27 protein-coding genes, 1 tRNA gene and 1 pseudogene are annotated in these 26,166 nt (G+C 72.0%); 16 read left to right on the top strand and 13 right to left on the bottom strand.

All coding sequences use genetic code 11. The features are described from left to right. Positions 1-143 precede the first annotated feature (143 nt). Both ACTWO6_RS10135 and ACTWO6_RS10130 read right to left on the bottom strand, forming a co-directional pair. Entirely contained in the window at positions 144-596 is a 453-nt protein-coding gene (locus tag ACTWO6_RS10135; protein ID WP_446219377.1) for a hypothetical protein, read from the bottom strand. Between the two features lie 166 nt (positions 597-762). Beyond that, positions 763-966, bottom strand: a complete 204-nt coding sequence (locus tag ACTWO6_RS10130) for a CPCC family cysteine-rich protein (protein WP_446220616.1) — start codon at positions 964-966, stop codon at positions 763-765. Positions 967-1,716: 750 nt separating this feature from the next. Here ACTWO6_RS10130 and ACTWO6_RS10125 point away from each other — a divergent pair. Beyond that, entirely contained in the window at positions 1,717-2,163 is a 447-nt protein-coding gene (locus ACTWO6_RS10125) for a hypothetical protein (RefSeq protein WP_446219376.1), read from the top strand. A gap of 224 nt (positions 2,164-2,387) precedes the next feature. Further along, complete coding sequence (locus ACTWO6_RS10120; RefSeq protein ID WP_446219375.1) at positions 2,388-2,783, top strand: hypothetical protein; 396 nt, start codon at positions 2,388-2,390, stop codon at positions 2,781-2,783. A gap of 666 nt (positions 2,784-3,449) precedes the next feature. On the opposite strand, the gene ACTWO6_RS10115 is transcribed toward ACTWO6_RS10120, so the two are convergent. Further along, the gene (locus tag ACTWO6_RS10115) at positions 3,450-4,031 is read right to left on the bottom strand and encodes a hypothetical protein (RefSeq protein WP_446219374.1); all 582 of its coding nucleotides are present in this window, start codon (positions 4,029-4,031) and stop codon (positions 3,450-3,452) included. A 309-nt stretch (positions 4,032-4,340) separates the two neighbouring features. Here ACTWO6_RS10115 and ACTWO6_RS10110 point away from each other — a divergent pair, with 309 nt between their 5' ends. The 5 genes and pseudogenes from ACTWO6_RS10110 to ACTWO6_RS10090 all read left to right on the top strand — a co-directional run bounded on the left by ACTWO6_RS10110 (position 4,341) and on the right by ACTWO6_RS10090 (position 9,827). Continuing rightward, positions 4,341-5,729, top strand: coding sequence for a hypothetical protein (locus tag ACTWO6_RS10110; RefSeq protein ID WP_446219373.1), 1,389 nt, complete (start codon positions 4,341-4,343; stop codon positions 5,727-5,729). 281 nt (positions 5,730-6,010) lie between these two features. Continuing rightward, on the top strand, positions 6,011-6,358 hold the full coding sequence (locus ACTWO6_RS10105) for a pentapeptide repeat-containing protein (RefSeq protein ID WP_446219372.1): 348 nt from the start codon (positions 6,011-6,013) through the stop codon (positions 6,356-6,358). 490 nt (positions 6,359-6,848) lie between these two features. Next, positions 6,849-8,413: pseudogene (locus ACTWO6_RS10100) on the top strand (replication initiator). Continuing rightward, entirely contained in the window at positions 8,410-8,607 is a 198-nt protein-coding gene (locus ACTWO6_RS10095; RefSeq protein WP_446219371.1) for an excisionase family DNA-binding protein, read from the top strand. The pseudogene ACTWO6_RS10100 and the gene ACTWO6_RS10095 overlap by 4 nt, the downstream one beginning before the upstream one ends. Next, on the top strand, positions 8,607-9,827 hold the full coding sequence (locus tag ACTWO6_RS10090) for a tyrosine-type recombinase/integrase (protein ID WP_446219370.1): 1,221 nt from the start codon (positions 8,607-8,609) through the stop codon (positions 9,825-9,827). Before ACTWO6_RS10095 ends, ACTWO6_RS10090 begins: the two co-directional genes overlap by 1 nt. Positions 9,828-9,903: 76 nt before the next feature. Here the strand turns inward: ACTWO6_RS10090 and ACTWO6_RS10085 are convergent. Beyond that, positions 9,904-9,975 (bottom strand) — tRNA-Val (locus tag ACTWO6_RS10085). Between the two features lie 51 nt (positions 9,976-10,026). Next, entirely contained in the window at positions 10,027-10,602 is a 576-nt protein-coding gene (locus ACTWO6_RS10080; protein ID WP_446219369.1) for a TIGR02611 family protein, read from the bottom strand. 273 nt (positions 10,603-10,875) lie between these two features. Between ACTWO6_RS10080 and ACTWO6_RS10075 the strand changes: the two genes are divergently transcribed. After that, complete coding sequence (locus ACTWO6_RS10075) at positions 10,876-11,307, top strand: SsgA family sporulation/cell division regulator (protein ID WP_007457244.1); 432 nt, start codon at positions 10,876-10,878, stop codon at positions 11,305-11,307. Positions 11,308-11,391: 84 nt separating this feature from the next. On the opposite strand, the gene ACTWO6_RS10070 is transcribed toward ACTWO6_RS10075, so the two are convergent. Then, entirely contained in the window at positions 11,392-12,168 is a 777-nt protein-coding gene (locus ACTWO6_RS10070; RefSeq protein ID WP_446219368.1) for a glucose 1-dehydrogenase, read from the bottom strand. Between the two features lie 157 nt (positions 12,169-12,325). On the opposite strand from ACTWO6_RS10070, the gene ACTWO6_RS10065 reads away from it, so the two are divergent. Then, a complete protein-coding gene (locus ACTWO6_RS10065; RefSeq protein WP_446219367.1) occupies positions 12,326-13,240 on the top strand; it encodes a helix-turn-helix transcriptional regulator in 915 nt (304 codons plus the stop codon). Positions 13,241-13,247: 7 nt separating this feature from the next. After that, positions 13,248-13,703: an RrF2 family transcriptional regulator gene (locus tag ACTWO6_RS10060; RefSeq protein ID WP_130333557.1), complete on the top strand. Its 456-nt coding sequence runs from the start codon at positions 13,248-13,250 to the stop codon at positions 13,701-13,703. A gap of 136 nt (positions 13,704-13,839) precedes the next feature. Here ACTWO6_RS10060 and ACTWO6_RS10055 read toward each other — a convergent pair whose 3' ends face one another. Both ACTWO6_RS10055 and ACTWO6_RS10050 read right to left on the bottom strand, forming a co-directional pair. Then, positions 13,840-14,415 carry a flavin reductase family protein gene (locus ACTWO6_RS10055; protein ID WP_446219366.1) on the bottom strand — a complete coding sequence of 192 codons (576 nt, stop codon included), beginning with the start codon at positions 14,413-14,415 and terminating at the stop codon, positions 13,840-13,842. Between the two features lie 125 nt (positions 14,416-14,540). Next, the gene (locus ACTWO6_RS10050; RefSeq protein ID WP_446220615.1) at positions 14,541-14,618 is read right to left on the bottom strand and encodes a putative leader peptide; all 78 of its coding nucleotides are present in this window, start codon (positions 14,616-14,618) and stop codon (positions 14,541-14,543) included. Positions 14,619-14,863: 245 nt separating this feature from the next. On the opposite strand from ACTWO6_RS10050, the gene ACTWO6_RS10045 reads away from it, so the two are divergent. Beyond that, a complete protein-coding gene (locus ACTWO6_RS10045) occupies positions 14,864-15,043 on the top strand; it encodes a DUF4236 domain-containing protein (RefSeq protein ID WP_089010394.1) in 180 nt (59 codons plus the stop codon). A 112-nt stretch (positions 15,044-15,155) separates the two neighbouring features. Further along, positions 15,156-15,668: a potassium channel family protein gene (locus ACTWO6_RS10040; protein ID WP_446219365.1), complete on the top strand. Its 513-nt coding sequence runs from the start codon at positions 15,156-15,158 to the stop codon at positions 15,666-15,668. Here the strand turns inward: ACTWO6_RS10040 and ACTWO6_RS10035 are convergent. Both ACTWO6_RS10035 and ACTWO6_RS10030 read right to left on the bottom strand, forming a co-directional pair. Then, entirely contained in the window at positions 15,634-16,533 is a 900-nt protein-coding gene (locus tag ACTWO6_RS10035; RefSeq protein ID WP_446219364.1) for a hypothetical protein, read from the bottom strand. The two genes, ACTWO6_RS10040 and ACTWO6_RS10035, sit on opposite strands and share 35 nt — an antisense overlap. A gap of 24 nt (positions 16,534-16,557) precedes the next feature. Then, the gene (locus ACTWO6_RS10030) at positions 16,558-17,079 is read right to left on the bottom strand and encodes a VOC family protein (protein ID WP_130333549.1); all 522 of its coding nucleotides are present in this window, start codon (positions 17,077-17,079) and stop codon (positions 16,558-16,560) included. 50 nt (positions 17,080-17,129) lie between these two features. Here ACTWO6_RS10030 and ACTWO6_RS10025 point away from each other — a divergent pair, with 50 nt between their 5' ends. Beyond that, complete coding sequence (locus ACTWO6_RS10025) at positions 17,130-17,591, top strand: MarR family winged helix-turn-helix transcriptional regulator (protein WP_446220614.1); 462 nt, start codon at positions 17,130-17,132, stop codon at positions 17,589-17,591. 57 nt (positions 17,592-17,648) lie between these two features. Further along, positions 17,649-19,250, top strand: a complete 1,602-nt coding sequence (locus ACTWO6_RS10020) for a tetratricopeptide repeat protein (RefSeq protein ID WP_446219363.1) — start codon at positions 17,649-17,651, stop codon at positions 19,248-19,250. A gap of 4 nt (positions 19,251-19,254) precedes the next feature. Here ACTWO6_RS10020 and ACTWO6_RS10015 read toward each other — a convergent pair whose 3' ends face one another. Both ACTWO6_RS10015 and ACTWO6_RS10010 read right to left on the bottom strand, forming a co-directional pair. Then, on the bottom strand, positions 19,255-20,823 hold the full coding sequence (locus tag ACTWO6_RS10015; protein WP_446220613.1) for an ATP-binding protein: 1,569 nt from the start codon (positions 20,821-20,823) through the stop codon (positions 19,255-19,257). 47 nt (positions 20,824-20,870) lie between these two features. Continuing rightward, complete coding sequence (locus ACTWO6_RS10010; RefSeq protein WP_130333543.1) at positions 20,871-21,527, bottom strand: response regulator transcription factor; 657 nt, start codon at positions 21,525-21,527, stop codon at positions 20,871-20,873. Between the two features lie 96 nt (positions 21,528-21,623). Between ACTWO6_RS10010 and ACTWO6_RS10005 the strand changes: the two genes are divergently transcribed. Both ACTWO6_RS10005 and ACTWO6_RS10000 read left to right on the top strand, forming a co-directional pair. Further along, positions 21,624-22,760, top strand: a complete 1,137-nt coding sequence (locus ACTWO6_RS10005; RefSeq protein WP_446219362.1) for a LolA family protein — start codon at positions 21,624-21,626, stop codon at positions 22,758-22,760. 548 nt (positions 22,761-23,308) lie between these two features. Then, positions 23,309-25,528, top strand: coding sequence for a HelD family protein (locus tag ACTWO6_RS10000; protein ID WP_446220612.1), 2,220 nt, complete (start codon positions 23,309-23,311; stop codon positions 25,526-25,528). Positions 25,529-25,657: 129 nt separating this feature from the next. Here ACTWO6_RS10000 and ACTWO6_RS09995 read toward each other — a convergent pair whose 3' ends face one another. Further along, positions 25,658-26,065, bottom strand: coding sequence for a hypothetical protein (locus ACTWO6_RS09995; protein WP_446219361.1), 408 nt, complete (start codon positions 26,063-26,065; stop codon positions 25,658-25,660). Positions 26,066-26,166: the final 101 nt, after the last annotated feature.

Here is a 26,166-nt window from a genome sequence, read left to right as displayed (position 1 = left end):
GATGTACTGGCGGGCTGCCGACTCCTTGACCCCCAGGCAACAATCACAGCGCGCTTACCTGCTGCTCTGTCGGCTCCCGGCTGCTGGCATGGTCCACGCTCGTCCGCGCCCGTCCAGTGGCGTCCGACCCGATCGTCACCCAGTTAGTCACCCACGCCCCGCAGCACTGCGTCCGCCTCGCGCACCATGTCCTGTTCAAGTTGGGCGCGCTCGGCCGCGTTGTCCTCCCACAGGTCTGCCAGGAAGGCGAACGTGGCAAGGGGCTCCGGGAACCCTAGAGACCCGGCATAGGCGGCGATGGCATGCGCGCCATCCACCGGCGCGATGGCCCCGGCCACCAAACGTCGCGCATACGAGACCACCACCTCCCAGACGGCCTGGTCGTCGTCTGGCAGCTCAGGCAAGCCCAACTCGTCGACCACCTGGTCCAGCAGCTCGCGCGCCTCGCGGTACTCGCCTCGCGAGAGCCCAGCGAGTTCCCGCAACGATGGACCATCCAGCCCTTCGGCAAGCGCTTGCGCCGCAATCATCGGCAGCTCCTCGCTAGCCAGGTCACCGGCCAGGACCCGCACCCCGACGTCTCGCATGTCGATCACACGCCGAGTTTCGTGGCTCCGCTGATCCCCGTCCACCGCGTTGCGCTAGACCTCTCGCTTGTAAGAACTGCGCGCGCGGTCCGGCTGTATCCGTCCGCGACCTCGGGCGAGCGTCCGCGCTCCTTCGCCGACCGCCGTCCCTGTGCGCGTCTGTTGCTGTCGAAACCTAACCGCGCCGTCGTCCGGGCTGTTCCGAGTCCAAAGGTCCTCGGACGCGCCGGATCGCCGACTCCTCACATGCGCCGAGTCGCGCAAAGTTCTCTCGCGCTTGCCTCAGCGTCAGTGACCCGTTGGGGCCACCGACCTCGTCGGCGCTGCGGTCGTCCGCGCCGTCGTCCTCCCAAAAGCAAACTGGGCAGATCTGATACATGCCGCGCTCTTCAAGCGTGATGAAACGACAGCACGGACAGGCGTAGGGCCCGCCTTCCGGCCCACGTCTGACGTACCTCGGCTCCTTGGCATCCACGCCGAGCATCCTGTCAGGCAGAAGATCGCCTGGCTCGGGGCGAGGCTGGGACGGCTACAGCTACAGACGTTGAAGCGGAACATAGACGCTCGCTCGCGTCACCTGCGCCACCCCGCTCGACGCGCTGGCCATGCTCCGTCGTGGCCTCACGTCATTGGTCGCTGGTTGCCGACGTTTCACGCCGTCTTGTGCCCCGTGTGTGCCCCAAGCCCGGCGAGCGGTACTTCCTCCAACGCCGGAAACCCGCCCCCGTCATCACGCCGCCGATCGCACCCAACATCGCCTCGTTGAAGGGTCCTGGCTGCTCTACGTAACCCAGAGCGACCATGAGTCCGACCCCGGCCGCCACCACGCCCACAGCCAGCATCGTGAGGTAAAGGAGGCGGCCACGCATCCCACCAGTAGATCAGCCACACAATCCGGCGTACAGGTCGACTCGTCCGTCGCCCACCAGGTCAGCCGCCGTTACATGGTGGCTGACCTGCTGTTTCTTCGGGTGCTGCTGGTCGTCGCTGGTCATCTGTGGTCGGCGTTTGACGGCCCGGTGACGGCCCAGACGGCCCGGTAACGGCCCACAACCTGGGCTGCCGGTCACCCGGTGGTGGCCCTATTGACCGTGCCAGCCTCGTTGCTGACCTGTTCTAGAGTCCGGCCATGAACCGCCGACGGCCAAGCCGAAACTTCATGCGGGTGTTCTCGACGTTCGGTCTGGTCTTTGCGGTTGCGCTCACGGCGATAGGCACATGGTCGATGGCAGACGAGCGTCGGGGATCAGAGGCAGTAGCTGAGGCGCTGGACGTCGAGCAGCAGGGAGCGAGAACCTTCCTGACGGTTCAGTTCACGACAAATCGTGGCGAGGTGTGTCAATCACGCCTGCGCGTTACGGTCGACGCGAACCGTGCTGTGGGTACCGGTGACCGCATCCGTGTCCGCCACGCCAAGAGCGACCCTTGCCTCAGAGTGCGCGAGGCTGGCGATCAATCCGGATGGTTGATCGTCCTCGTCGCGGCGGTACTCGTGATCACGTTCGCCATCGTGACCTACGTCGCGTGGCGGCGGCCCCGACCTCCGCTCCCACTTCGATACGCGGGCATGCCCTGACGAGACGGACGAGCCGACCACCGACTCGTCGGCGTAGCTCGACTCCTTCGTCCCGAACGAATGATCGGCGGGCTGTGAGCTGCCCGTAAGCCCCTACTGAGCTGCTGCGGCAATCCGCCGTCGTCCGCGTCCGTCCGTCGGCGTGCGTACCGATCGTCACTCAGTTGGTCACCCAAGCTGATCGACTCGGCTTGCTATCAGACGCCATCGCTAGGCTGCGCGCCATGACCACACGACCCACGGAGAGGTGGGGCCGCGAGGTGCAGGACCAGAAGGGCCGCATCGCCGCAGGAACCCTCGCTGAGGATGACGCCTACGCCCTGCACCTCTGGCCAGAGGCATTCATCGCCGCTGTCGACACCGCTCTTGGCGCCTACGAAGCAGACGTACGCTCGTTCTCGTCACCGTCCGATGACGAGGTCTTCGCATCGGTCGAACAGGTCGTCATGGCTCTCAACGCGATCAATGAGGAGCACGGGAGGATCGAGACGGGCGAGCGCGAGAAGCTGTGCGAGTACATCGACGACGTCCTGACAGACGCGGGCATTGACGTCGAAGGCCTTACCTCCCGACGCGGCATCGAGCGGACCGAACTCACTGACGACTGGCGCGACTGGTGAGGCATTGATCCAGCCAGCGGAACCTCGCCATCCCGTCGCCGTCGACCCGCCCTTGCGGGAGCGGGCCACCGTCGGGGCCGCCACGTCAAGACGGCCTTGACGCACGGACGGACGCTGGCGGCCCCGGCGGCGGTCTGCTCGGCTCGCCCCGGGTCTTCGGCGGTGGGATGGCGCTACCGCAACCACCCACGGACCGCGACCCGCCGACGGAGCCCCGGCCATCCCGGAGCCGGAGCGCCCCCGCCGGAGGCGCACTAACCGCAACCCCGCGACCGCCGGCAGCTCGCCGACGCGGCCGGCGTGCCCTCCCCAACGCCGCGCGGGCTCGTGGCCGCGCGGCCCGGCCGGCTGCCGGCCCACCACCCGGTCAATGCCACTGTCGTCCTGCGGCGGCCCACCGGGCTCCCCGCTCTCCGCGCCAGCCGCCGGGCATCAGGCGTGACGGCCGCAGAGCGACAGCGGCAGCGGCCGGCACGCGCCCTGGCGGCGGCGCGTGCGGCCCGTTCAGGGCCGCCTTGATAGACGTACAGAAAGTCCTCCCACACAGGCCGGCGGCCGGCTGTCCGGTCTCGGGACCTGCGTGACGGGCGGGTTCAACCGGTGTGCGCAAGAGTTCGGCTAGCCGCTCTGATGGTGTCATGTAGCCGAGCGTCGGTGGAGATTTGCCTAGACGCCCAAACCCGATGCGGCAGCTTCCTTGGAAGACATTGTCAGCGGACCGCAATCGAGATGCAGTGCGTGCAGGATTGCATGATGCTGCTCGTCTGCCCTGAGTCCCGACCGGCTGAGTGCGACGCCTAGCTCCGACTCATCGACCAGCCCGACGCCGAGCGCCGCGAACGCAGCCGGATCGGCGCCATAGGCACCGGAGGGCGGGCTAGCGCCCGGCGGGTACGGTCGGCCGAGTAGGTCGAACAGGATCTCGTTGTCGTCGTCGTCCCATGTCTCTACGAGATAGGCCTGGTCAGACAGGTACTCGTGGTAGCTGCGACCATCGCGGAACAACGTGGCCACGATGACATCGGAGTCGAACACGTCGAACGAGGCGGCTACGCTGCCCTGTGCGAGGCTCAGCAGCTTCGCCAGGTTCTCAGTCTCGGCGTAGACGCCGTCCTCCTGCAACGGCACCACCGCCCACCGATCCTCGGCGACCGGAATGATCACGGCCGCCTGCTGCGAGGCGGAAACCGCCGCACGCACGTCGACGAGATTGCCTGTGGCGAGGATCGTCTGATAGCTGCTGCCCATGAGCGAGGATCGTACGGGCCCGAGCCGAAGAGACAAGATCGTGTAGCCGGACGTATCACCCAGGTCCCGAGACTGGTCAGTCATGCAGGTCCCGAGACCCGACACGCAGGCAGCCGGCCTGTCCGGTCTCGGGACCTGCGTGACAGATCGGTATCAGCACCTGCGTGACGCTGACACTCTCTTCCAGCTCTGGTGGTGCGCCGCAGCCGGTGGCCGGCAGGGGTATTCGCGATGGGCGGCACATGTCGCCGCAGCGGCTCACATGGCTTGCGCGGCAGTCGATTTGCCCCGGTGGCGGATGATGATCCAGTGAAGCTGCGGCGCCCGTACATTGACCGAGTCGTCGCCGTGTTGTTCGGCATGCTGCTACTTGCCGGAGCGGCCGCTATCGCGTACCGAACGGTGACGGAAAAGTTCGGCTGGTTCGGCTTGTTCTTTTGCGCGGCGGTTGTGCTGTTCGGCCTAGTGATCGGTGGCTCACTGGTGCGGCACGCGGTGCTGCCGTTCCGGGTAGACGTCGACTCGCAGGGCTGGTCGGTGCGGACACCGAAGCTCAACCACAACCTGCGTTGGGACGAGATTGCCGCAGTTGTGCTCGCCGAGGCCCCCGCATCGGCGCGTCGACGGACCGCAGCGGCTCCGCGGCTGCTGTTGGTGCCGGCGGCCGGGGTAAGCGTAGGAGTCCCGCTCACGGAGGAGAGCCCGGTGGACGGCCAGGCGGCCGTGGAACTGTTCCGGCTTAACGAGGTGGACTATGGCGAGGGCCGGCTAGTGCGGGACTTGGGGATGATGGCCGGCGAACGTTTTCACAACCTCTGCCGGCAGCTGACTCGGCCAGCGGGCGCGATTGCGCTGCGCCGCTTCCCAGACGGGCAAGATCATGTTCGGCTGACGCGGTGGCTGGACCGGCGCAAGGCCTTGCTGTTCGCCGGCTGGTACCTGCTCGTCCTTGTTCCCCCGCTGCTGCTCATCGGCTTGGCCGCGCAGCGCAATGAGCTGCTTGGCACCGCCGTATTGATCGCAGGCGTGGTGGCGATCGGCACCACCACCTTCAAGATCTGGCTCACCTTTGGCGATTGCCGGAACCTGGCCGACGGTGCAGCGATAATCGATGGCTCAGAGCTGGTGACCGGCATTGGCTCCCCGAACCACCGAACAAGCCTGCATTCCGGAATCGTCAACGTGCTGCAACCGGGCTCTCTGAGGGGCTACGGCAAGGCATGGCTGCTCACGCACCCAGGACACAAGGGGCGTCCCATAGCCGACCTGCTGCTCAGCGATCCACGCACCGGACGGCTACGCAGCCGGGACGACCTCCGCGCACTGGAAGCAATCCTGCGCATCTCCTCCCACGAACGGGACCGAGCCGCGGCGCGCCAACTCGAAGAACTGGCGGCGGAGGCACCGGCATCGGAGGCATTGTCCAGTACGCCGTCATCGGAAGCCCTACCTGCGTCCGCATACGCATTTGCCCTCTGGCAGGCTCTGCAAGGAGTGGGGCGCGCTGTTGTACTGCTCGGCGTCGTGCTCACCGTCGCGCTCGCAGGAGGTTGGGCAGGCGAGAACTCCGCCGTTGTGGGACCCGCCCTGTTCATCGCCGCTGCCTGCCTGTTCGGCGTGTGGATCCTGTACGCGCTGTACCGCACGCTGGGACTCCTCGACGCGCTGCTCACGATCGCAGCGCGCCCGTTCCGCTGACGCAGCGCACTTCGACACGAACCGCGAACCCAGTGAGGTTCGCATCCGGTTCTGAAGGAGCGCCAGCCGTCGTGGTGATCCGACGACCAGGCGATGCCGGCAACAATCGGAACAAGATTTTCTAGCCGGATGTGTCATCCACCTCCCGAGACCGATCTGTCACGGACGTCCTGAGACCCGACAAGGCCGGCGGCCGGCTGTCCTGCGCCGCTTGATGCGCCGCATGTGAGCGCGTTGAAAGCCGGTGGTTCGGCAACGGGCGATCGGGCTACGGTTCGCGGATGAGCATCCTGCCCGGCGCAACGAGGCAGTCGTTCGTGGGACGCGATCTTCGGCATCGCACCCTCGATAGGCACTCCTTCAAGTTTTGTGATTTCCGTGGCGCCGACCTTCGGGGTGCGTCTCTCCGGGGCGCCAGCTTTGCTGGCTGCGATCTGCGGGATGCCGACCTGCGCGACGCGGATCTGTCCTACGCGCGATTCAGCTACGTTAGGACTCACGATCCGGAGTACGGACGCACGGACGTTACCGGGGCCCGGTGGGACGGGGCCAATCTTCGAGGCGTCACCGCCGAACGCGTCATTGGGTGGCCGGACGGCCTATCAGACTCCGGCACTACTTCGGGTTGACGTGTCGGCACCCAGTGCTACTCTGGCCCTCGTTGAGGATGCCAGCGTGGCCTTTCTGCCGAATCGCTGGACTCAACTCCGGAGACACCGAGCGGCCTTCCTGCCGCTGATGCGGGCCACGTCCCGCCGGCTCTCGATCGCACCGGCCACCATGCCGGTTTCCCGAATCCGCTGAGCGGCCCAGCACGGCCTTTCCTGCCGTCCACGATGGCCCGGACTCGTAGACCTTCCACGGGTGGGGACAGCCCGCGGCAACCCGCCGGATGCCGATATCCCAGGCTCCTCACCCGTGCCGGCCCACAAGTCAGGTCCACGAGCGCGAAAGGACATGACCCATCGGCGGAAGTGGCACGACCACGATTCCGCCCTCCGGCGTCAGCCGCCCTCTCGGCGGTGCCAGGAGACACGACGAACACCACCAGCGGACCCAGGTCCACGGCTGGTGGTGCTTCGTCTCCCGTCCCTGCCACCCCCTGATGAGGAGACTGTCGTGTCCACCCCGCTCGCCCTGTACCGCCCTGACCTCGCCGTCGGCCGTGACGCCCAGGCCATGCAACGCGCCGCCACGCCGGAGTTCTCCGGCTGGCTGAAGCACACCCGCCCCGCCGGCGGCTGCGCCCGCCCGATCCGCCTCACCGGCACCATCGCCGCCATCGACCGGAACACCGGCCGCATCACGGGCCAGCTGCACACCGACGAGCTGCCCGACCGGACGCTCTACAAGGCGTGCGGCAACCGCCGCGAATCGGTGTGCCCGGACTGCGCCTGGGTCTACCGGGGCGACGCCTACCAGCTCACACGCTGCGGCCTGACCGGCGGCAAGGGCGTCCCCGAATCGGTCGGCCGGCACCCGGTCGTCTTCGCCACCTTCACCGCACCGTCCTTCGGCACGGTTCACCACCGGCACGTCCCCCATCACACCTGCACCGCCCGCCAGCGCTGCGACTGCCGCCCCGCGCCGTGCCGCGCCCGGAGCACCGTCGACGCCTGTCAGCATGGGCGGTCCGCGGTGTGCTTCGCCCGCCACGACGCCGACGACCCGCGGCTCGGGCAGCCGTTGTGTCTGGACTGCTACGACCACGACCACCAGGTCGTCTGGAACTACTTCGCGGGCGAGCTGTGGCGGCGCACCAAGCAGGCGATCGAACGCCACCTCGCCGCCCTCTGCCGCAAGCGCGGCATCCCCCTCGTCCGGGTCGTCACGGCCTCCGGCAAGGTCCGCTGGGTGCCGCCCGTGCGGGTGTCCCACGGCAAGGTCGCCGAGATGCAACGCCGCGCCGCCGTGCACTTCCACGTCCTGCTGCGCCTCGACGGCGTCGACCCCGACGATCCGGACGCCCTCGTGCCGCCACCGGCCGGCATCACCATCGACGACCTGGAAGATGCGATCCGCGTCGCCGCCTCGCGGATCACCGTCACCACGCCCGCGCACCCCGACCAGCCTGAAGGCTGGCTGGTCGCCTGGGGCGAGCAGGTCGACGTCCGGCGCATCAACACCGCCGACGGCGAGCTGACCGACGACAAGGTCGCCGCCTACCTCGCCAAGTACGCCAGGCCACCGAAGCCACCGGGCACTCGTTCACCCGGTTCACCCCCACCACCATCGACGACTACGCCGATCCGGCAGGCGACCACACCGCCCGGCTCGTCAACGCCTGCTGGCGCCTCGGCCGCCCCACCCACACCGACACCGCCAACGGCGCCGCAACCGCCGACGACCGTCAAGGCGGCCTTGACACCAAACGGCGCCCCTACGCTGGGCTGCGTCGCTGGGCGCACATGCTCGGCTTCGGCGGCCACTTCCTCACCAAGGCCCGCCGCTACTCCGTCACCTTCGGCCTACTTCGCGACACCCGCGCCACCTACCGCCGCAGAGAAGACGACGACACCACCGACACCAGCCTCGTCGCCACCCTCACCTACATCGGGGCCGGCTGGCTAAGCGACGGTGACGCTCTCCTCGCCAACACCGCCGCCCGACAGCGACGAGAGAGCAGACGCATCGGCCGGGAAGAACTCGCCCACGAAGCCTGGCTCATCGGGGCCGCCGCATGAACCATGACCTCACCCCGCGCTGGTACTCCCCCGCCGAGGTCGCCGTCCTGCTCGGCTTCGGCATCTCCAAGGTCAAGATGAAGATCGCCACTGGCGAGCTGCGCTCCATCAAGGACGGCAAGTACCGCCGCATCCTCCCGGAGTGGGTCGACGACTACATCCGCCAGCAGGTCGAACGCCAGGAGGCCGCCTGATGCCCGCCCGCGCACGAGCCAACGGCGAAGGCTCGACCTTCCCCTACCGCAACGGCTTCGCCGCCTACGTCTGGGTCACCAAGCCCGACGGCAAACGCACCCGCAAGTACGTCTACGGCAAGACGCGTGAGGCAGTCCACGACAAGTGGATCAGGCTGCACCAGCAGGCGAAGCAGGGACCGGTGGCGACCAGCGTCCCGACGGTTGGCAGCTTCCTGGCGCAGTGGCTGTCGGAGATCATCGAGCCGAACCGGGCACCGCTGACCTACGCGACCTACGAGACGATCGTCCGCCGGTACATCGCTCCGGGCCTCGGCACTAAGCGGCTTGACCGGCTCCAGTCGCGGGACGTGCAGACCTGGATTAACCAGGTGGCCCGGACCTGCCAGTGCTGCGCGCAGGGTAAAGATGCGGCCCGGCCGAAGGAGAAGCGGCGGTGCTGTTCGATCGGCAGGTGCTGCCGTGCGGTCCCGTCGACGCGCACGGTCAGCGACATCCGGGCAGCACTGCGGGCCGCCCTCAGCCACGCCCAGGCCGAAGACCTCATCGCCAAGAACCCCGCGGCGTCGGTCACCCTGGCCACGGTCCGCCGGCGGCGGGGCAAGTCGTGGTCGAGCCACGAGGCCCGCAAGTTCCTCGAATCCGCCCGCCACGACGAGGATCCGCTCTACGCGGCCTACGCCCTGGTCCTCGTCACCGGCTTACGCAAGGGCGAGGCCCTGGGACTGACGTGGGAGGACGTCGACCTCGACGCCGGCGAGCTGACCATCGGCCGCCAACTGCAACGGGTCCGCGGCCAACTCCTGCACCGCGACACCAAAACCCAGGCATCCGCCGCCACCCTCCCCCTGCCCGACATCTGCGCCACGGCACTAGGAATCAGGAAGGCACAACGGGACGAGGCACGAGCGGCCGCCGGCAACGCCTGGCGCGAAACCGACCTCGTATTCACCACCCGCTATGGCACACCCATCGAGCCACGCAACTTCCAGCGCTCCTGGCAGACGAGATGCGAAAAGGCGAGAGTCAAGCTGATCACCGTGCACGATGCGCGACGCACCTGCGCCACGTTGCTCGCCGACCTCGACGTCCATCCCAGAGTCGTCATGCAGATCCTCCGGCACGCCCGCTTCTCCGTGACCATGGAGATCTACACGCAGGTCTCGTCCAAGGCGACCCTCGACGCCCTCAAGCGCCTCGGCGACTCACTCGGCCACTGACCTACTGCTGTACAAAATTGCTGTACCGAAGCAGAAAGGCCACCTCCCGAACCCGGGAAGTGGCCTTTGACCTGCGTGGGCGATACTGGGATCGAACCAGTGACCTCTTCGGTGTGAACGAAGCGCTCTCCCGCTGAGCTAATCGCCCTCAGCGCCGATGACTCTACCTGATCGAGAACCCAGACCAAAAACCCGGGTCTCAGTGCGTCGCGAGGTAGTGCAGCGCCCGGGCGACCAGGTCGATGCCGAGGCTGTACTTGAGCGACAGCCACACCACGACGGCCACGAAGACGAGGCCGACCGCGCCGAGCACGAGCCGCACCGGCAGTGACCGGCTGGTCACCCAGCGCGTCCAGTTGTGCACGTGCCGTCGGGTGAAGCCGAGCAGCCGTCGTGCCCAGTGGAACTCGACCGCCCAGATGCCCAGCCCGGCGATCACCAGCAGCCAGCCGGGCCCGGGCAGCGGGATCAGCGCGATACCGACGGTGACGACGATGGCGCCCGCGATGGCGATGAAGATCTTGAGGGTGATCCGGCCGGTGGGGTTGGCGCGGATCAGGTCGAGGGTGGTGTGCACCCGCTCCCGCCAGCCGCCACGACGAGGCGGCGAGACCGCGGTGCCGGCCCGCGGGGCGGCGCCGCCGGAGGCGCCGCGCGGATCTCCGGGACCTCGCTCCGTCGACACTCCGCACCCCCGCCTTTCGGCTGCTCGGGCCGCTCCTTTCGGTGGGTCGGCCGTGGTCGTCGGATCCACTGAGGAACCCCTCGTGACCATTTCCACCCCCAGTGTCGCCCGGGACCGTCACCCCTGCAGAGGACTGGACGTTACCGGAGTAAGTCGACGACTGAACCACCCGATGCCGGGCGGCACCACGGTCTGGGCGGAACGGGCAATCCTACAAGAATATTCACATTCTGGCAGGCTTTCCGACCCTCTTCCCACCACTGGGTGAAGTCAGCGTATGGCGGAGCGTAGCCAGGAGTAGCACCTGAGTATGGGAAAAGCGGGACACGCGCGTTCCGCAGCGGTGCCGGGGGGAGAACGTCCATGAGTGTCATCCGACCGACGACCGTAGAGGTCGAGACGTCGCTAAGGCTCGTCGCACCTGACGCCACCGCCTTGCCGGTGCGTGCCAGTCTGCGTTACGACCCTGCTGACCCGTATGCGGTCCATGTCCTGTTCCATGCCGAATCCGCCGGCGGTGAGGCGGTGAGCTGGTCGTTCGCGCGCGAACTGCTGGTCACCGGGCTCGACGAGCCGGCCGGCATCGGCGACGTCCGGGTCTGGCCGTGGGCCACCCCGCGCGGCGACTTCGTCGCGCTCGCGCTGTCGTCCCCGGACGGCAACGCCCTCTTCGAGGTCCCGCGCAGCGTGCTCGTGCGCTTCCTGCGGCGGACCTACGTCGTCGTCCCGCGCGGCCGCGAGGCCGAGCATCTGGACGTCGACACGGCGGTGAACCGGCTGCTCGCCGGCCGCTGACCACGCAACCCGGGGCCGCGCGGATCTGCCGAGTCCGCGCGGCTCCGGCCACCACCGATCGGGTACGCCGCGGGCGTGCCCGAATCAGCCGTGCGTGGTGATCCCGCCGTCAACGGGGATCACCGCTCCGGTCAGGTACGCCCCGGCGCGGGACGACAGGTAGATCGCCGTGCCCGCCATGTCCTCGGGCCGGCCGATCCGGCCGAGCGGCACCTGCTGCTCGATCGCCGCCCGGGCGGCCGGGTCGTCCAGCGCGAAGGCCATCATCTTGCTCTCGAACGGCCCCGGCGCGATCGCGTTGACCGTGATCCGCTCGCCGGCGAGCTGATGGGCGAGGCTGCGGGTGAGCATGTGCACGGCCGCCTTGGTGGCCGAGTACGCGTACACCTCCATGAACGGCACCCGGAGGCCGTCGATCGACCCGATGTTGATCACGCGGGCCGGGTCGTCGGCGCTGGCTGCGGCGCGCAGCGCCGGCAGCAGCGCGGTGGTGAGCCGGAAGACGGCCTTGACGTTGACCGCCCAGAGCTTGTCGAACGCGGCCTCCGGGTACTCCTCCAGCGGCGCGCCCCAGGTCGCGCCGGCGTTGTTGACCAGCACGTCGAGCCGATCGGTGCGCTCCCGCACCGCGGTGGCCAGCCCCAGCGCGCCCTCGTCGCGACTCAGGTCGGCGGGGATCGCCTCGCAGCGTCCCTCGGCGGAGAGCTCCTCGGCCACCCGCTCGCAGACGTCGGCCTTCCGCGACGAGATGATGACCTTGGCGCCGCCCTGCACGAAACCCCGGGCGATCATCAGCCCGATCCCCCGTGAGCCGCCGGTGACCAGGACCGTCTTGCCTTCGACCGAGAACAGATCCGTCATGCCCATCCCATCGCGAGTCGGCGGGGCCGAGGGGGGTCCGCCGACCCAGGCGCTACCGATCGGTAACCTAGTCGGCCCGCGACTGTGACGACAAGCCCGCGCCCGCCGATCCGGCCTCGAGATGCAAGCTGGGCAGGAGACCGTTAACGTCGGGACGATGGTCACTCCCGGTCAGCTCTCCCCGGCCACCCGTACCGACCTGTCCCGCGTAGAGGGGGACCCTGACGAGATCACCACCGGCGCGCTCGGCGACCTACCGGTCGAGCCCGGCTGGCGCCGCCCGGTGCTGCTCGACGCCGACCTGCTGATCCTGGTCACCGGCGGACACGGCAGCGCCGAACTGGACTTCCGGGCGCTACCCTGCCGACCCGGCACCCTGCTGCGGGCCCGCCCCGGCCAGGCGCTGCGCTGCCTCGGCGCCCACCTGGACGCGACGGTGGTGCGCTGGGGCGCCGGCACGCTGCGCGGGCTCGACGTCGACCCGGACGCGGTGCCGACGTACCGGCAGCTCGCCGGTGAGGACGAGGACGCGGTGATCGGCGAGGTCACCCAGCTCGCGGTGGACGCGGAGCGGCACCGGGGGGTACCCGCCGCCCGGGCCCTGCTCCGGCACCAGCTCGCCGTGCTGCTGCTGCGGCTGACCCTGCTCGGCAGCCCGGACGAGCGGCGCGCGCCCCGCCCCGAGTCGGAGACCTTCCACCGGCTCTGCCGGGAGGTCGAACGCGGCTACCAGCACACCCGGCGGGTCGAGGACTACGCCGCGCAGCTCCGCTGCTCCGTGCGGACCCTCACCCGGGCCTGCCTGGCGGTGACCGGTCGCAGCGCCAAACAGGTCATCGACGAGCGGGTCGCGTTGCAGGCCAGCCGGCTGCTCGCCGCCACCGACGACCCGATCGCCCGGATCGGCCGCCGGCTCGGCTTCCCCGAGCCGACCAACTTCGGCCGGTTCTTCACCCGCGAGATCGGGGTCAGCCCGGGCGCCTTCCGGGCCGCCCGGGAACAGCCGCTACCTGTCCGGATGGTGCGCCCGCGCCCGCCCGCCGACGCGCCGGTGCCCAACGGCCAGGCATGATGGCAAGGTGCAGATCTCCGCGCGTGGCGACTATGCGGTCCGGGCGGCCCTGAGCCTGGCCACCGCGTACCCCGCCCTGCTGTCCACCCAGGCCATCGCCGCCGAGCAGGACATGCCCCGCAAGTTCCTGGAGGCCGTCCTGGCCGATCTGCGCCGGGCCGGGATCGTCCGGGCCCAGCGCGGCGCCGAAGGCGGCTACGCCCTGGCCCGCCCACCCCGCGACATCACGATCGGGCAGATCCTCCGCGCCGTCGACGGCCCGCTGGCCGGCGTGCGCGGGCTGCGTCCCGAGGAGACGCAGTACGCCGGCGCGGCCGAGAACCTGCCCCGGCTCTGGGTGGCCGTCCGCGCCGCCGTCCGGCAGGTGGTCGACGAGGTGAGCCTGGCCGAGATGGCCAGCGGGAAGCTTCCCGGGCACGTCCGCAAGCTGATCGCCCGCCCCGACGCCTGGGAACCCCGCTGACCGGCCCGGCGACTGATTCATTTACGACATCAGCTGCATAGCGATCGCACCGGCACTCCGCCCGGCCGGGTCGGTCCCACCGAGCCCGCACGGCCGGACGGCACCGACCAGCACCGACCGGCCAGCGCCGCCGCCGTCACCACGGCGACGGCCACGGGCCGAACGTGGTGGTGTGGCCGCCGCGGTGTTCAACGAGGGGATCGTCGTCCTCCCACGTGCCCAGGGCGAGCGGTTCACCCAGCACGATGGTGTGATCGACGGCCTCGATCCGGCGCACCACCCGGCAGAGCAGCACCGCCAGGGCGTTGTCGATCAGCGGCACTCCGAACGGTCCGGACGTCCAGCCCCGGTGGGTGACGAACTCGTCGATGCGGCTGGTGGCGAAGGTCCGTGCCACCTCCTGCTGGCCGGCGGCGAGCAGGTGCACCGCCAGGTGTTCGGCCCGCGCCACGGTCGGCCAGCTCGACGACTCCCGGTCCAGTCGGAACGAGACCAGCGGTGGGTCCAGCGACACCGGGGTGAACGAGGTGGCGCTGAAGCCGGCCGGGGGCAGCGCCGGCAGGTGCCGGTTCGCCGCCAGGCCGGGCGCGGTGACCACGGTGACCGTGGCCGCCTGCCGCCGCAGCAGGGTGCGGAGCAGGTCCCGGTCGACCGGGCGCAGCTCGACGGCGGCGGCGAGGGTACGCCGCAGCGGTTGGCGGGATGAGGCCATGCGGGAATCTCCTGATCTGTCCACGATGCGGTGGAGGGAGCCCAAGAGGGGCGCGACGGTACAACGCGCCGGGCCGGGCGGAGGAGGTGCGACGACGGGGAGCCGAGCCGGTGGAACCGGTCAGCTCAACAGAGCGCGCTCGCGTATCGGACCAGGTCGACGTGCACGCGGGCGGTGAGGAGAAGCTCGTCCCGCTGCGACATGACCTCATGCTGCCGGCCGCTCTCCGGCCCGGTCAACGCCCTTCCACATTGTGAGATGCGAGTCCTCTGCTTCGCTACAAGCCGCCTCCACCAGCATTCACCATCCCTCAACACCTACCCGTTGAATAGAGATTGTGGCGAGCGCTCGGGGCACCGTCCAGTCCGGATCCGACCGGGTTTCGCGAAACGCGGTTTCGGGCATGTTCGATGCCGCAGAGGCACGGAGACGACGAGAGGAGCCTGTGATGGGCATTCAGTTCCGCAAGCGTCAGAAGTACGGGCCGCTGGTGCTCAACTTCACCGAGAACGGCTACTCCTCCTGGAGCATCAAGATCGGCCGCTGGTCCTGGAACTCGAAGTCCCGCGCCCACCGCGTGGACCTGCCGGGGCCGCTCTCCTGGAAGCAGGACAAGTCCCGGGCGTGACGTCCCGAGGTCGAGCGGGGTGCCGGTGGTCCACCGGCACCCCGCCCGGCGTAAGGGCGCCGGATCGGGCGTTCCGGCGGAGCGGGGCCCGGTCGCGGCGCAGAATCGCGGCATGGCGGACGGGTCGTACCGGCGGGAGCGGTGGCGGACGCTGGTGGCCTGCGTGCTGCTGTTCCTCGCGTACTTCCTGGTGCCGGTGGAGCCCGACCCGAACGGGCTGCGGCTGACCCTGCGGTCGGCGGGCACCCTGCTCCTCGTCGTCGCCGTCGCTCTGCTGGTCACCGGCCAGGTACGCCGGCAGCTCACCGCGCCGGCCGGCGGCGCGGAGGTCCGCTCGCTGATCCACCTCGTCGTCGCCCTGGTCGCCGGGCTGCTGGTCTTCGCGCTCGCCGACTACGTGGTGGCGGACAGCCAGCCCGGCCAGTTCGTCGGCCTGGACACCCGGGTCGACGCGCTCTACTTCGCGCTCACCACGCTCACCACCGTCGGCTACGGCGACGTGCACGCCCAGGGGCAGATCGCCCGGATCCTGGTCTGCGTGCAGATGGCATTCAGCATCGGCGTGATCGCCACCGGAGCGTCCATCGTGGTCAAGCAGCTGGCCCAGCGCCCGCGGCGGCGCTGACCAGCACCTCACCGCCGAGCCGGCCGTGCTCCGGGTCGCGGGTCACCGCGCCCGAGGCGAGCAGCGAGGCCAGCGCCCGGTTCGCGTCAGCGGCCCGGTAGACGGTCGAGGTCACCGTGAAGCGGCGCAACTCGGTCACCGTACGCGGGCCGGAGCGGGCCAGCTCGGCCAGCAGCTCGCGGCGCAGCGGGCCGGGCTCCGGTTCGAGGGTGATGTCCAGCAGCCGCCCGGCCGGATCGGCCGGGTCGCGGTAGCGCACTCCGGCGTACTCGTCGACCGCCCAGAGCGCGTCCTTCACCGCCTCCAGGCCACGGTCGGAGCCCGTCGCGTAGGCGAGCCGCCGGGCCGGGCCGCCGTCGGCGGGCACGAGATCGACCTCGGTGACCAGCGGGAAGCCGGCCGCCGTCAGCGCCGGCCGCGGCGACCGGCCGACGTCGGTGACCAGCAGCAGCTCGGCCGGGCGGCCGGCGGCCGCGGCGGCCAGCAGGGCCGGCGTCGGCTCGGCCCCGTCGACGACGGTGAGCAGCGGCGCGCCGGCCGCGCCGGCGGCCTTCAGCGCCACCGGCAGCCGGTCCGGGTGCCCGGGCACCACGTGCACCGCGACGTCCGTGGGCAGGGTCGCCTCCGCCGGGCCGAGCCGGGCCGGCAGGTCGGGGTCGTCGGCGAGCACCAGCACGGTCAGCCGCCGGCCGCGCAGCCGGTCGGCGAACTCGGCCACCACCCCCAGCGCCGCGTCCGCGCCGCCGGCGTCGCCGCCCGCGTACGCGAGGGCGAGGGTGGCCCGCCGGGAGCGGTGCAGCGCTCCCGGGAGCCAGTGGTCGAGCTGTCGGACGAGCAGCTCGCGCAGGACCGCATCGGTGGACATCCTGCCGTTGTACCGCACGGCCGGTCAGGCCGGAACGGAGATCCCCACCCCGCCGCGGGTCTGGCCGCCGTAGCGCCGCCGCTCCTTGTCGATGTCGAGCCGGCCGATCCGCTTGCGGGCGGCGAGGGCGTCGTCGTCGAGCAGGTCGGCCGGGATGATCCAGACGATCTCGAACTCCAGCCCGTCCGGGTCCTGCCCGTAGAGGCTCTTGGTGGTGCCGTGGTCGGAGGTGCCGACCAGGGCGCCGGCGGCGGCCAGTCGCTCGGCGGTGGCGGCCAGTTCGTCGAGGGTGTCCAGCTCCCAGGCCAGGTGGTAGAGGCCGACGGTGGCCCGGCCGGCCTGCGAGCGGCCGGCCGCCGCGCCGATCTCGAAGAGGCCGAGGTCGTGGTCGTTGGTGGAGTCGGGGGCCTGGAGGAAGGCCGCGCCGCGGAACCCGTCCGGGGTCATCGCGACCGGACGGAAGCCCAGCACGTCGCGGTAGAAGGCGACGCTGCGCTCGAGGTTGCTGACGTAGAGGACGGCGTGGTTGAGCCGGTGGATTCCCATGGCCACCACGGTAACGCGATTTAGTTGAGCGTTCAACCAGTACGGCTATGATGGGCGTCATGACCCGGTGGCTGGACCCCGACGAGCAGCGGACCTGGCGGGCGTTCCTGACCGCCTCCCGGGCGCTGATGGACACCCTCGACCGCGAGCTGCAACGCGACGCGGGGATGCCGCACGCCTACTACGAGATCCTGGTCCGGCTCTCCGAGACCCCGGACCGGCGGCTGCGGATGAGCGGCCTCGCCGAGGCCACCGGCTCCTCCCGCAGCCGGCTCTCGCACGCCGTCGCCCGGCTCGAGGCGTCCGGCTGGATCCGCCGGGAGGAGTGCCCGACCGACCGGCGGGGGCAGGTCGCCGTCCTCACCGACGCAGGCTTCGCCGCCCTGGCCGCCGCCGCCCCCGGCCACGTCGAGGGCGTACGCCGGCACCTGTTCGACGCGTTGAGCCCGGCCCAGGTCGACCAGCTCCGGCGGATCAGCGAGACCCTGGCCGACCACCTGACCGGTTCCTGACCGATTCGATCACCGCCGGGGGTTGTACTTACCGTCGCCGGGCGGCCACGATGGGGCGTGCCCTCCGGCTTCGGCGAACTGACTGTCCAGGCGCACCACCTGGTGTCCTCGGGCGACCTGGCCGGTGCCCAGCGGCTGCTCGCCGACGCGCTGACCGACGCCGATCCCCGCCCCGCCAACGCCTCCCCCGAGCTGGCCGACGCCGCCGGGCTCCAGGCGCGGGTGCTGGTCGCGCTCGGCGAACCGCACTCCGCCCGCGGCTGGGCCGCCTTCGCGTACGCGGCGGCCACCCGGCTGTACGGCCGCGCCGACGAGCGGACCATCACCGCCGCCGCCACCCTCGCCGCGGTGCTGCACCGGGTCGGCAGCGACGCCCGGGCAGCCCGGCTCTACTCCGACGTCATCATCGAGCTGACCGCCCGCGACGGGCCCGAATCGATGCGGGTGCTGGCCGCCCACGCCGACCTGGCCACCGTGGAGTACGCCCGGGGCCAGTGCGAGGTGGCCCGCGACCGGCTCCAGGACGCCTGGGAGCTGCACCGCGAGGTCTACGGCGACGGCCACCCGAGCGGGATCAAGATGCTGGCCAAGCTCGGCGCGATGGAACGCGACTGCGGCCGTTTCACCGCCGCGCACGAGCACCTGGCGCTCGCCGAGGAGCTGTGCCTGGCGCACCTGCCCGCCGACGACCCGCTCGCCGCGCAGGTCGCCGCCCTCTCCCGGGCCGCGGCCGACCCGGACCACGCCTGCGCCGATCCGCCGCCACCCGCCCGCGAGACGCCCGTGGCGCCGACCGCCCGGGAGACGCCCGTGGTGCCCGCCGCCCGGGTGCCGCCGGCAGCCGAGGGGCCACCCGAACCACCGCCGCACCACCCACCCGAGCAGCCGCTCTACCACCCGCCGGACCGGGCGGCGGCGGCCCCGCACCCGACCGTGCCCACGCCACGGCTCCCGCCGGAGGCTCGTGACGAGCCGTTCGGCGAGCCGGGCGCCGACGACGACTGGTGGCCGCCGGAGGCGCACCTCGACGACCTGTACCGGGCCGGGGAGAGCACGCTGCCCCCGACGGTGGTCGGCCTCGCCGACGGCGAGGCGGAGGGCGTACGCCGGTTCCCCCGGGCCGCCGAGCCGGAACCGCCGTCGACGTACCTGCCGGTGCACGTGCCCCGGCCGCCCGAGCCCGAGCCGCGCGCCAACCGGTGGCTGCCGCTCGCCGTGGCCGGCGTGGTCGTGGTGCTGCTCGGCACCGGGGCGGTCATCGCGGGTGTGTCCCGGGTGGACGGAGGACGCGACGCCCCGCCGCCCGCGCCGGCCACGACCGGCGCCCCGGCCAGCGCGCCACCCACCCCGACCGCCGGTACGCCCCGCGCCGCGCCGCCCGCCTCCCCCGGCACCCCGCCCGGCGCCGTACAGCTGACCGACCGGCGGGACAGCATCGCCCTGCGCTGGACGTACCCGCCGGGCGCGGAGGGGCCGGTGGTCATCGCCGGTGGCCGGGCCGGCGAGGGACAGCACACCTTCGAGCAGCTGCCGGCCGGCACCGACAGCTACATCGCCTACGGCCTCAGCCGGACCACCGACTACTGCTTCACCGTCGCGCTGGTCTGGTCCACCGACACGGTGGCCCGGGCCGAGCCGGTCTGCACCCACCGCGGCTGACCGCTCAGCCGGCGTCCGGCTCGACCAGCGCCGGCAGCCGGACGCTCACCCGCAGGCCGGGCCCGCCGCCGGACGCGACACCCGCCCCCGCCGGTCGAGCCGCCTCCCCCACGCCGGCCTCCACCGCGCTGGCCGGGCCTACGGCGGCCTCCTGGGCGGCGGCAGCGGGGGCGCCGGCCGGCATCGGCGCCACAGCCGCAGGTGCTCCGGCCGCTGTTTCGGCATCCGAATCGGCGAGTTCGACGGTGCCGCCGGTCCGGCGGACCAGCTCGCGGACGATGGCCAGCCCCAGGCCCGCGCCGCCGGCGTCCCGCGCCCGGGCGTCGTCCAGCCGGTTGAAGCGGTCGAAGACCCGCTCCCGGTCGGCCGCCGGGATGCCCGGCCCGTCGTCGGTCACGGTCACCAGGTGGTACGCCCCCCGGCCCGCCGGCGCGCGCTGGCCGGGGACGGGATCGGCGGGCGGGACGTCGGCGGGGTGCGGGCCGGTGACGGTCAGGGTGACCCGGGAGCGGGCGTGCCGGACGGCGTTCTCCACCAGGTTGGTGACGATCCTGCGCAGCTCGTCCGGCTCCCCCTCGGTCCACAGTGGCGCGGGCGGCGGCACCAGCTCCACCGGCGGGGACGGGTGCCGGCCGGCGACCCCGCGCAGCAGCTCGCTCAGCTCCACCGGGCCGACCGTCCGGCGCACCGGGCCGTCCCCCGGCCCCGACGCCTCGTCGAGCCGCGCCAGCAGCAGCAGGTCGTCGACGAGCCGGGCCAGCCGCTCGGTGTCGGCGAGCAGGCTCTCCGCCACCGCCGGCCAGTCCGTCCGGTCCGCGAACCGCCGGGCCACCTCCAGCTCCGTACGCATGGTGGTCAGCGGGCTGCGCAGCTCGTGCGCGGCGTCCGCGACGAACGCCCGCTGCCGGTCCCGGGCCGACTCCAACCGGTCCAGCATGTCGTTGAGGGTGACCGCCAGCCGGTGGATCTCGTCCCGGGCCGCCGGTACGGGCAGCCGGCCCGCCGCGGCCCGCCCGGTGATCTCGGCCGCGCCGCTGCGCAGCGCCTCCACCGGGCGCAGCGTCGCGCCGACCACCCGCCAGGCGACCACGGCCAACCCGGCCACCAGCAGCGGGAAGCCGACCAGCAGCAGGGTGCGGACGACGTCCAGGCTGTGCCGCACGTCCGACATCGACTTGCCGACCACCACGGTGAGCGGCTCCCCCGGGCCGCCGGCCGGCACGGTCACCACCCGGACCGGGCCGGCGAGGCCGAGCCGCTGCCCGCCGACCACCAGCCGCTGCCGCGTCCCCGGTTCGAGCTGGTCCGGTCGGAGCATCGGGGTCAGCCGGTCGGCGTCGATCGAGGCGGCGCGGACCCGGCCCTGGGCGTCCACCACCTGTACCCGGAGCTGGCCGCCGGCCACCGGCAGCGGGTCGGGCAGGACGTCCTCCTCGGCGAGCAGCGCGACCGCCTCCGCCGTGCGCAGGGCCTCCGCGTCGACCGTGCGCTGCAGGGTCCAGCCGAGCGCGCCGAGCAGGAGCGCCCCACCCAGCGCCAGACCCACGGTCAGCCCGAGCACCCCGATCGCGATCAGCCGCGCCCGCAGGCCGAGGCCGGGCAGCAGCCGGCGCGGGCGGCTCATGTGGCGAGCCGGTAGCCGGCGCCGCGGACCGTCTCCAGGCGCTCCCGGCCGATCTTGCGGCGCAGGTAGCCGACGTAGACCTCGACGGCGTTCGGCGCGGTCTCCAGGCTGGCGTCCCAGACGTGGTCGAGCAGCTCGGTCTTGGAGACCACCTGGCCGGGGCGGCGCATCAGGTAGTCGAGCAGCGCGTACTCCCGGGTGGTCAGGGCGACCTCGGCGTCGGCCCGGGTCACCCGGCGCCGCGCCGGGTCCAGCCGCAGGTCGCCCACCGCCAGCACGGCGGGCCGCTCCGGCGCGCCCCGGCGCAGCAGCGCCCGCAGCCGGGCCAGCAGGACCACGTACGAGAAGGGCTTGGTCAGGTAGTCGTCGGCGCCGCAGTCCAGCCCATCGGCCTGGTCGTACTCGCCGTCCTTGGCCGACAGCATCAGCACCGGCAGCCAGTGCTCCTCGGCCCGCAGCCGGCGGACCACCTCATACCCGGAGAGGCCGGGCAGCATCACGTCGAGGATCATCGCGTCGTAGTCGCCGTGCCGGGCGGCGTCCAGACCGGCCGGGCCGGTGGGCGCCACGTCCACCGCGAAGCCCTCCGCCTGCAGGCCCCGCTGCAACGCCGCCGCCAGCCGCGACTCGTCCTCCACCACCAGCAACCGCACGCCCTCAAGGGTGCCACCCGGATGACACCCGTACGGGTTGTCCTCAGCACCCTCACAGCCAGCGGGGTGCAACATGGCAGGCAGGAGGTGTCCACCATGTCCGTACTGAAGAACCGCGCCGTGCTGCGCTGGCTGGTCCCGGTGACCGCGGGGGTCGCCGTGATCGGTGGCGGGGCAGCCGTCGGCACGTTCGCCGCCGACGCCGACCCGGCGCTGCCGCCCCGCACCGCGGCCCAGCTCTTGGTCGACCTGCAGACGTCCCGCCTCGACGGGCTCTCCGGCACCGTGGTGCAGCGGGCCGACCTGGGCCTGCCGGCGCTGGCCAACCTCGCCGGCCTGGCCGGCGGCAACGAGCTGACCACCCTGCTGACCGGCACCCACACCCTGCGGGTCTGGTACTCCGGCGAGGAGCGGCAGCGGGTCGCGCTGCTCGACACCCTCGGCGAGCGGGACGTGATCCGCGACGGCCGGGACCTGTGGGTCTGGGAGAGCCGGACCAACACCGCGACGCACCGCACCCTGCCGGAGGGGCGTACCGCGCCGCCCTCCCTGCCGGCCACGCCGGCGGAGGCCGCCGACCGGGCGCTCGCGGCGGTCGACCCGACCACCGCGGTCACCGTCGGCCGGTCCGCCCGGGTCGCCGGTCGCGACGCGTACGAGCTGGTGCTCACCCCGCGCGACGCGGACTCCCTGGTGCACCAGGTGCGGATCGCCCTCGACGCGAAGGAGCACGTGCCGCTGCGCTTCGAGGTGCTCGCCGACGGCGCCGACAAGCCGGCCATCGAGGTGGCCTTCACCCAGATCGACTTCAACCGGCCGGAGGCGGACCAGTTCCGGTTCAACCCGCCGCCGGGGGTGACCGTGAAGGAGGAGCCGGCCGGCAAGGCCCTGCCGGGCGGGAAGGCCGCACCGGACGTCAAGTCCGGTCACCGACCGGACGGCACGGACGTGCGTACCGTCGGCACGGGCTGGACCACGGTGGTGGTCGCGCGGCTCGACACAGCCGGCCTGCCCGGCGGCGCGAAGGCCGGCGGCGCCAAGGCTGGCGCTCCGGCGGCGGGCGGCGCGGACCAGGCGGCCGGGCTGCTCGCGGCGCTGCCGAAGGTCACCGGCGACTGGGGCAGCGGCCGGCTGCTGAGCGGAAAGCTGTTCAGCGTGCTGCTCACCGACGACGGCCGGGTGCTGGCCGGGCTGGTCACCCCCGAGCGGCTCTACCAGGCGGCGCAAAGCTGATCTGACAAATCGGGGCCCGGACGGCGATGCCGTCCGGGCCCCGATCCAGCCTGCCCGGCACACACGCACCGCACACCACCGGGTGGACACCCTGTCAGTCATACAGATCCGGCCGCCAGAGAGTTCCGCTGCTGCGGTCCACCTCCGGGCCCGTCGCGTGCCCGCTGCGCAGCTCGGGGTGTGCCCCCGATGAGCGGATCAGCGGTCCCGGGGCGGCGCGGGGGGCATGCGGTGGGCTGGGCTACTCAACGGTGATCTGGCGCATCCCACCCAGCTCCCCAACTGCCGGGCCCCGCCGGTCAGGCGTCCGGAGTCACATATCGCGAGGGCCGCGCGGCGCGGCGGTGTGACGTGGGCGCGGACGGCCGGGCCGGCTTGGTCCGGCGGCTCGCCGCGCGGTATCTTTCTCAGTTCAAACACAAAAAGGAACGGCCGCACAGGCCATTCCTTATGCCGATTTTAGCCCATGAGGAGCCGGCTTGTCAACGCACTCCACCGGTGAGCTGCACCAGGACGACGAGATCGGTCGTGAGCAGGAGTACGTCTCGATGCTCTACGGCCGGCTGGACGGCATGCGGGACCAGGCGGCCCGCCGGCTCGCCGAGGAACTGCGTACCACCGGCGGCACGTTGCAGGCCCGCTCCCAGCGCGACTCGGCCGTCCAGATGTACGCCGACCAGGTCGAGCAGTACTCGGCGGTGGAGACCGGCCTCTGCTTCGGTCGCCTCGACAGCGACGACGGCTCCTCCCGCTACATCGGCCGGATCGGCATCTTCGACACCGGCGGCGACTACGACCCGCTGCTGATGGACTGGCGGGCGCCCGCCGCCCGGGCGTTCTACCTGGCCACCGCCGCGAACCCGCAGGGCGTACGCCGGCGGCGGCACCTGCGCACCCGGGAGCGGAAGGTGACCGGGCTCAACGACGAGGTGCTCGACCTCGCCACCGCCTCCCCCACCGCGCACGAGGAGCTGACCGGCGAGGCGTCGCTGCTCGCCGCGCTCAACGCCGGCCGGACCGGCCGGATGCGCGACATCGTGGAGACCATCCAGGCCGAGCAGGACACCATCATCCGGGCCGACCTGCCCGGGGTGCTGGTCGTCCAGGGCGGTCCGGGCACCGGCAAGACCGCGGTCGCGCTGCACCGGGCCGCGTACCTGCTCTACACCCACCGGCAGCAGCTCGCCAGCCGGGGCGTGCTGCTGGTCGGGCCGAACGCCACCTTCCTGCGCTACATCTCCCAGGTGCTGCCGGCGCTGGCCGAGACGGGCGTGCTGCTGCGTACCCAGGCGGACCTCTTCCCCGGCGTGAGCGCCCGGCGGGCCGAGCCGGCGGAGACGGCGGCGCTCAAGGGCCGGGCGGTGATGACCGAGGTGCTCGCCGCCGCCGTCCGCGACCGGCAGTGGGTGCCCGACGAGCCGCTGGAGGTCGAGCTGCCGCAGCGGGAGGTCCTGACGCTCGACCCGGAGACGGTGCGTGAGGCCCGGGAGCGCGCCCGCCGCTCCGGCCGTCCGCACAACCTGGCCCGGGCGCTCTTCGACATCGAGATCGTGCACGCGCTCGCCGCCCAGGTCGCCGAACGGATCGGCGCCGACCCGCTGGGCGGGGAGAACCTGCTCTCCGAGGCCGACCTGGCCGAGATCCGCCGCGAGCTGCGCGAGGAGCCGGAGGTACGGGCCGCGCTGGACGAGCTCTGGCCGGTGCTCACCCCGCAGCGGCTGCTCGCCGACCTGTACGCCTCGCCCGAGCGGATCGCCACCGCCGCGCCGATGCTCACCCCGGCGGAACGGGCGTCGCTGCACCGGGAGCCGGGCGGCTGGACCCCGGCAGACGTGCCGCTGCTCGACGAAGCGGCCGAGCTGCTGGGCGAGGACGAGCGCGCCGCGGCGGCCCGCCGGGAGCGGATCCGGTCGCTGGAACGGGAGTACGCCGAGGGCGTGCTGGAGATCGCCCGCGGTTCCCGCTCCATCGACGTCGAGGACGAGGCGGACGGCGGCGAGATCCTCGGCGTCACCGACCTGATCGACGCCGACCGGCTGCTGGAACGGCAGGAGGAGTCCGAGCGACTGACCACCGCGCAGCGGGCCGCCGCCGACCGGAGCTGGGCGTTCGGGCACGTCATCGTCGACGAGGCGCAGGAGCTGTCACCGATGGCCTGGCGGCTGCTGATGCGCCGCTGCCCCAGCCGGTCGATGACGATCGTCGGCGACGTGGCGCAGACCGGCGCGCTGTCCGGTACCCCCTCCTGGCAGGAGGCGCTCGAGCCGTACGTGGCCCGGCGCTGGCGGCTGGAGGAGCTGACCGTCAGCTACCGCACCCCGGCCGAGATCATGGCCGTCGCCGCCGACGTGCTCGCCGAGATCGACCCCGCGCTCCGCCCGCCCCGCTCGGTCCGCGCCAGCGGGGTGCCGCCGTGGGACCGTACCGTCGACCCGGACGGGCTCGCCGCCGAGCTGGTCGAGGCGACCAGCCGGGAGGCGGCCGGGCTCGCCGACGGGCGGCTCGGCGTGATCGTGCCGACCGGTCGCGTGGACGAGCTGGGCACCGCGGTCACCGCCGCGCTGCCGGAGGCGGCGGTCGGCGAGCAGCCCGAACTGGAGAACCGGGTGGTAGTGCTGACCGTCGGCCAGGCAAAGGGGCTGGAGTTCGACTCTGTGCTGGTGGTGGACCCGGAGCGGATCGTGGCCGAGTCCCCGCGCGGGCACAGCGACCTCTACGTCGCTCTCACCCGCGCCACCCAGCGCCTCGGCGTCCTCCGCCCCGCCTGACCCACCCCGCGCCGATCGCACGCGGTGCGTGGTGGCCTCCGGGGAGGCCACCAAGTCCACGCTGGAGCGTGCTCTCGGTGACAGGGAGCCCCGGGCCGGAGCGTCGCCCGGCCCGGGGGACCGCCCTGGTCACTCCGTTGTCGTGTTGCCGACCTGGGTGGCGGCAGTCGACTGGTCGCTGGTGGAACCGCCGATCGGGGTGCTCATCCCGCCGGTTGTGGCGTCCCCGGTGGTCGTCGGTGCGACCTTGCCCCGGTGCCGCTCCGGCTGCCGGGCCAGCCGTCGGACGCTCGCCGGGCCGGCGGTGCCGCCGGTCGTCGTGATCGCCCCCTGGCCACGGGTCGGGCCGCCGTCCCGGAGCACGTTCGGATCCATCCGCACGTGCGCCGGGTCGTCCGGGTCCTCGTCCTGGATGACCCGCTCCACGTCGGTCTGCGGCACGGTGACCTCGTCGAGCGCGCCCTTGCCGTACACGCCGCCGGCGACCCGATCCTCGGCCCGGCGGGCGGCGTCCTGCCGCATGTCGTCCTCACGCACGTCAACCACCTCGCAGCTGTCTCGGATCGTTCTGCGTGCCCGTCGACCGGCCGGCCAAACCCCGGACGCGGGTCGTCCCCCGGGGTTCACCGGGGCGACGT

This window comes from Micromonospora sp. IBHARD004, from assembly GCF_052814115.1.
This window is presented reverse-complemented; position numbering and strand designations above follow the sequence as displayed.